5 protein-coding genes are annotated in these 4,866 nt (G+C 60.3%); all 5 read left to right on the top strand.

Translation table 11 applies throughout. The features are described from left to right. The first annotated feature begins 111 nt into the window (after positions 1 to 111). A complete protein-coding gene (locus tag ABX749_RS21990) occupies positions 112 to 789 on the top strand; it encodes a hypothetical protein (protein WP_372897872.1) in 678 nt (225 codons plus the stop codon). Between the two features lie 116 nt (positions 790 to 905). Next, positions 906 to 1,586 carry a FliO/MopB family protein gene (locus ABX749_RS21985; RefSeq protein WP_372897871.1) on the top strand — a complete coding sequence of 227 codons (681 nt, stop codon included), beginning with the start codon at positions 906 to 908 and terminating at the stop codon, positions 1,584 to 1,586. Beyond that, entirely contained in the window at positions 1,583 to 3,010 is a 1,428-nt protein-coding gene (locus ABX749_RS21980) for a sodium/glutamate symporter (RefSeq protein WP_372897870.1), read from the top strand. Before ABX749_RS21985 ends, ABX749_RS21980 begins: the two co-directional genes overlap by 4 nt. A 242-nt stretch (positions 3,011 to 3,252) precedes the next feature. Next, positions 3,253 to 4,062, top strand: coding sequence for an ABC transporter permease (locus tag ABX749_RS21975; protein WP_372897873.1), 810 nt, complete (start codon positions 3,253 to 3,255; stop codon positions 4,060 to 4,062). A gap of 5 nt (positions 4,063 to 4,067) precedes the next feature. Further along, a partial coding sequence (locus ABX749_RS21970; RefSeq protein WP_372897869.1) for an ABC transporter permease occupies positions 4,068 to 4,866 on the top strand: 799 nt, incomplete at its 3' end.

The raw sequence follows: 4,866 nt of genomic DNA, 5'->3' as shown, positions 1-4,866 counted from the left end.
CGGGACCGCCACGTGCCTGGCCGACGTGATGGCCGGTGACCAGCCGCCGATCGACCTGCAACCGTTTTCCGTCGGCAAACAGCAATCGGACACCTTTTTCATGGAGACAAAATGACTGACGTAACCGCGACATTGGAACCGCCTGGATCGATCGCCGTGATCGGTGCCGGGCCGCTGGGCATCGAAGCGGCGCTCTACGGTCGCGTTCTGGGTTATGACGTGACGTTGTTTGAGGCGGTGGCGGTGGCCCATTCGATCGCCGGAAACCGTGAGGAGCCGATCCCGATGATGCCCGATCGATGTGTTTCACCGTTGGCCAGGGGGGCGTTGGAAGCGCAGGCCGGCGATGCCGACCCCCAGCCGTTGCCGTTGTCGATCGGCGAATGGATCGACCGGGTCTGGTTGCCGTTGACGGAAACCGATTTGCTCCGCGGTCGCCTCCGCTGTCCCGTCCGTGTGACGGCGATGGGGCTGGTGTCTGCCGGTGCGGAGGACGAAGCGGCCGAAGAAACGGGGGATGACGACGACGACGTGCCACCAGATTTTCAGCTGACGCTCGATGACGGGACGTCGGCCGACTTTGAAGCCGTTATCGTGGCAACCGGCGCCGAAAGCGAGGAGATCAGCCGGTCGTGTGCTCTGCCCGCGGATTACCTGTTTGCAGTCGGCCGGCAGCAAACGGGCGATGCCGAAGTGGACTTTTGGGGCGGGCTGAAAGAAATCGTGGCCGTCTACGCCGCGCTGGGCGGACGGGCCGATCTGGACCTGTACCAGCCCCGACGCGGATGAGACTGCACTTGATTTATCGGGCGATTTAGGCGAGATAAAGCGGTAGCCGGACCGGCGTCCAGGACCGTTCGATCGCGTCGCATCCTACGGCTGAGTTCAACCGACGAATGGATCCAATGGTAAATCCCCTGTTTCGCGTTTCAGTTTGTTTCGCCGCGTTGGTGCTGTCGCATTGCTTTGTGCTGTCGTTGGGCACAACCATCGCCCACGCACAAGAGCGGCCGCAGGGGCATTCGGTCTATCGCAACCCCGTCGCGACGGTTCCCGAGCGTGCGTCGACTGTCGCGTTTGGCGATCAGACGTCTGCCGGTCAGACGTCTGCCGATCGTGATGCGGCCGATGCGTTCCCCGCCTTGGTGGTTTCTGGAGACGCCGCGGCGGACGATGGACAGGCGGCGGGAGGAACGTTGGCCGGGCCGGTCGTGACGACGGTCAGTTCGCTGTTGGTGGTGCTGGCCGTTTTCGGCGGGCTGGTTTGGATTTCACGTCGTTATGGATCGTCTGGAACACTGGCCGGCGCGTTGCCCGAGGATGTGCTGCGAAATCTCGGCAGTGCGGCGATCGACGCCAAAACACGTGTGACGTTTCTGAAGGTGGGGGCTCGCATTCTGGTGATCGGGCAGACCGCGAGTGGTGACCCCCAGACTCTTTCAGAGATCACGGAACCGGACGAGGTCGCTCGATTGACCAATCGGTGTTTGGGGCGACCGGAGATCGTTGGACGACGGACCGCTTATCCCGGTGGGATGGATCGGGGCGGCGTGGAATCGTCGCGTCGCGATTTGGCCGCCGGATGAGTTGGGCGATTCTGGCCGTCGCGATTCTGTTATTGGTCGGTGTCGTCTTGCGGCAATCGATCGCTGCGTTGCGGGTGCTGTACATTCCAGGGTCAGTCGTTGCCGGGTTTGTGGGGTTAACGACGGTCACGTTGCTGGGGCGATGGGGTGGCGACGTCATCGCGGCGGAGACGGCGGAGGTCAATGCGACGTTGGCCAGTTGGCCGGGACCGCTGATCGCTGTGGTGTTTGCGGCGATGATGTTGCAGCAATCCGGCGGCAGCCCACGACCGCACGATGATTCCACCGCGCGACGCGTGGGACGCCAGGGATTGATGGTCTGGATCATCGTGCTCGGCGAGACGATGGTCGGATTGTGGGCGACGTGGTTGTTGATCCAGCCGCTCTATGACGTGCCCAACTCGTTTGGCATGTTGATCGAAACAGGTTTCGCCGGAGGTCACGGCACGGCGGCGGCGATGGGGCAGGTGTTCAGCAGCCCACAAGTTGGCTTGGAGGCCGGTTTGGATCTGGGGTTGCTGATGGCGACGTGCGGGCTGGTGTATGGCGTCGTCAGCGGTATTTTCTGGATCAACGTGGCCGCGCGGCTGGGATGGTTGCGCGGTGATTCGGCGGAATCTTCCTCGCCGAGCGCAACGCAAGAAAAGCAGCCGATCGGGTTTCAGACCACTTCATCGGACGCGATCGACCCGCTGCTGTTGCAGATCGTCTGGGTCGCCTTGGCCGTCGGTGTGGGAATGCTGATGCAGACGGCCGTGCTGGCGCTGGCCGGGCAAATCGACGTGGCGCTCGGGGCGGGGGCGGCTTCGGGGGCCAAGGGCGCCGACGCAGAGTTGTCCAAGCGGATGGCGGCGAGCAATGTGATGGATTTTCCCCTGTTCATCTACACGATGTTCGGCGGCTGGCTGGTTCGCCGCGTCCTGCGCGCTCTGGGGCAATCCCATCGTGTCGATTCGGCGACCATCGAGCGGCTCAGTTCGACGGCGATGGAGGTGTTGGTGGTCGCCGCGATCACGTCGTTGAAGCTCAGTGCCGTGGCGGCATTGATCGGGCCGTTTTCGATTTTGTTTGTTTGTGGGGCAATTTGGACGGCGATCTGTTTGATGGTCCTGTCTCGCTGGGTATTGCCTGGAGAGCACTGGTTTCCACTCGCGTTGATCAACTACGGCATGTCGACCGGCACGACGGCGACGGGGTTTGTGTTGCTGCGTGTCGTCGATCCGGAACTGAAAACGGGCGCGGCGAGCGACTATGCGCTCGCGGCACCGCTGTCGGCACCGTTCATCGGCGGCGGGATTTTGACGATCGCGCTACCGCTGGTGTTGTTGGAACGCGTGTCCATCGCTTGGCCGGCGTTGGGAGTCGGTGCGGTCGTCTTGGTGCTCGTTTTGGTGGGGCGGCATTTGGGGCGGGCGAAGCGTTAAGGCATTGGGGGGAGTCGCAAGCTGGAAGCTTGGGCCACGGTCGCAAGCTGGAAGCTTGGGCCACCGGGTGGGGAGGACCTTGGCTGACCAACGGTCCTTCGCGAAGGGGAGCCGGATGGTTAGAACATGTCGATCGTTTCCCTTGTTCTTCGGAGTTTGTTTTGTCTGCCGCTTCTGTGACCGCCGACGACTTTCCGCCGCTGCCGGCCCCCACGTTTGGGCACCGGGTCGCGGTTTGGTGGATGATCTTGAAGACATCGTTAGGTGAACGTTTGGTGTATCGCGGCGATTTCGCGCTCGGCACGCTGATGCGATTCCTGCCGATCATCACTCAGATCTTTTTGTGGTACGCCGTGTTTGATTCGATCGGGGACCCCGAGGGGGAGTCGGCGGCGGAGATCGGCGGATTTGGTTTCCGCGACATGGTGGCGTATTACTTGCTGACGATGATCGCCCGCGCGTTTTCCAGTATGCCGGGATTGGCGTCCGGCATTGCCCAGCAAATCCGCGAAGGTGAAGTGAAGCGGTTTCTGATCCAGCCGATCGATTTGATCGCGTTTCTGCTGATCACCCGCGTGGCTCACAAATTGGCCTATTACGCGATCGCGGTCGCCCCGTTCGCACTCGTCTTTTTTCTGGCACGCGATTACTTCGTCGGCGGTTGGCCGAGCCTGCCGGTTTTCTTGGCGTTTTGCGGTTCGTTGGTGATGGGGTTTCTGATCGGTTTCTTCTTGGAAGCGGCGATCGGGATGATCGGGTTCTGGTTCTTAGAAGTCAGTTCGTTGCTGTTCGTGATCATGTTGTTCAGCTTCTTTCTGTCCGGTCACATGTTCCCGTTGACGATGTTGCCCGAGAGTGTGTTGACGGTGGTGAATTGGTTGCCGTTCAAGTACCTGGCCTATTTCCCCGCGGCGATCTTCTTGGAGAAGATTCCCGAAGACGAGCTTGCCATGGAAATGTGGATCGAAGCCGGGTGGCTGGTGTTCTTCATCATCTTGTGCCGCGTCGCCTATGCGCGTGGGGTCAAACGCTACAGCGGTTTTGGAGGTTGAGTTCGATGGAAGAGCTACGCCGTTATGGCCGCGTGTTTGCGACCTTCGCGCGGAACAGTCTGGTGCGCGACATGACGTTTCGTTTGAACTTTTTCTTGCAGTGCGTCAGCAGCCTGGGCTGGACGGCGATGAACGTCGGTTTCTATTTGATCATCTTCGAGCACACCGGTTCGATCGGAGAGGGCACGGGGTGGGACCGCGATCGATTCTTTTTGTTCATCGCGACGACCTGGTTCATCAATTCGTTGGTGCAGGCGTTTTTTATGCCCAACGCCCAGGAATTCAGCGAGATGATTCGAACCGGCGGATTGGATTTTGCGTTATTGAAGCCGATCGATACACAGTTTCTGATTTCGTTTCGGCGGGTCGATTGGAGTCAATTGTCGAACTTTTTTGCCGGCGGGGTGATCGCCGCGGTCTCGCTCTGGAATCTGGCCCATCGCGAGGTCGATCCGATGGTGCCGTCGCTGTTGTCCGTGTTGCTGTACGTCGTGTTTCTGCTCTGTGGGATCTTCATCATGTACAGCGTGATGATCGCGTTGAGTGCGACGAGTGTTTGGTTGGGGCGCAATCAGTCGCTGTATAATTTTTGGTTTTACATCACCAATTTCAGCCGCTATCCGATGGAGATTTACAACCGCGGCTACTTGGGCAAGCCCCTGTTCGGTCTGTTCACGTTTGTGATCCCGATCCTGTTGGTGGTGAACGTTCCGGCCCGAATTTTGGCCGATCCGTTGGTCGCCCGCGAAGAGGGATCGGGGTGGTACATCGTTTGGGCGGCGGTGATGACCGTGTTCAGTCTGT

The organism is Stieleria sp., from assembly GCF_041595215.1.
In the GTDB taxonomy this organism is placed as follows: domain Bacteria; phylum Planctomycetota; class Planctomycetia; order Pirellulales; family Pirellulaceae; genus Stieleria; species Stieleria magnilauensis.
This window is presented reverse-complemented; position numbering and strand designations above follow the sequence as displayed.

Coding starts and splice junctions, on each gene's coding strand:
- ABX749_RS21990 (WP_372897872.1), top strand. CDS start 112: ATGACTGACGTAACCGCGACATTGGAACCGCCTGGATCGATCGCCGTG.
- ABX749_RS21985 (WP_372897871.1), top strand. CDS start 906: ATGGTAAATCCCCTGTTTCGCGTTTCAGTTTGTTTCGCCGCGTTGGTG.
- ABX749_RS21980 (WP_372897870.1), top strand. CDS start 1,583: ATGAGTTGGGCGATTCTGGCCGTCGCGATTCTGTTATTGGTCGGTGTC.
- ABX749_RS21975 (WP_372897873.1), top strand. CDS start 3,253: ATGATCTTGAAGACATCGTTAGGTGAACGTTTGGTGTATCGCGGCGAT.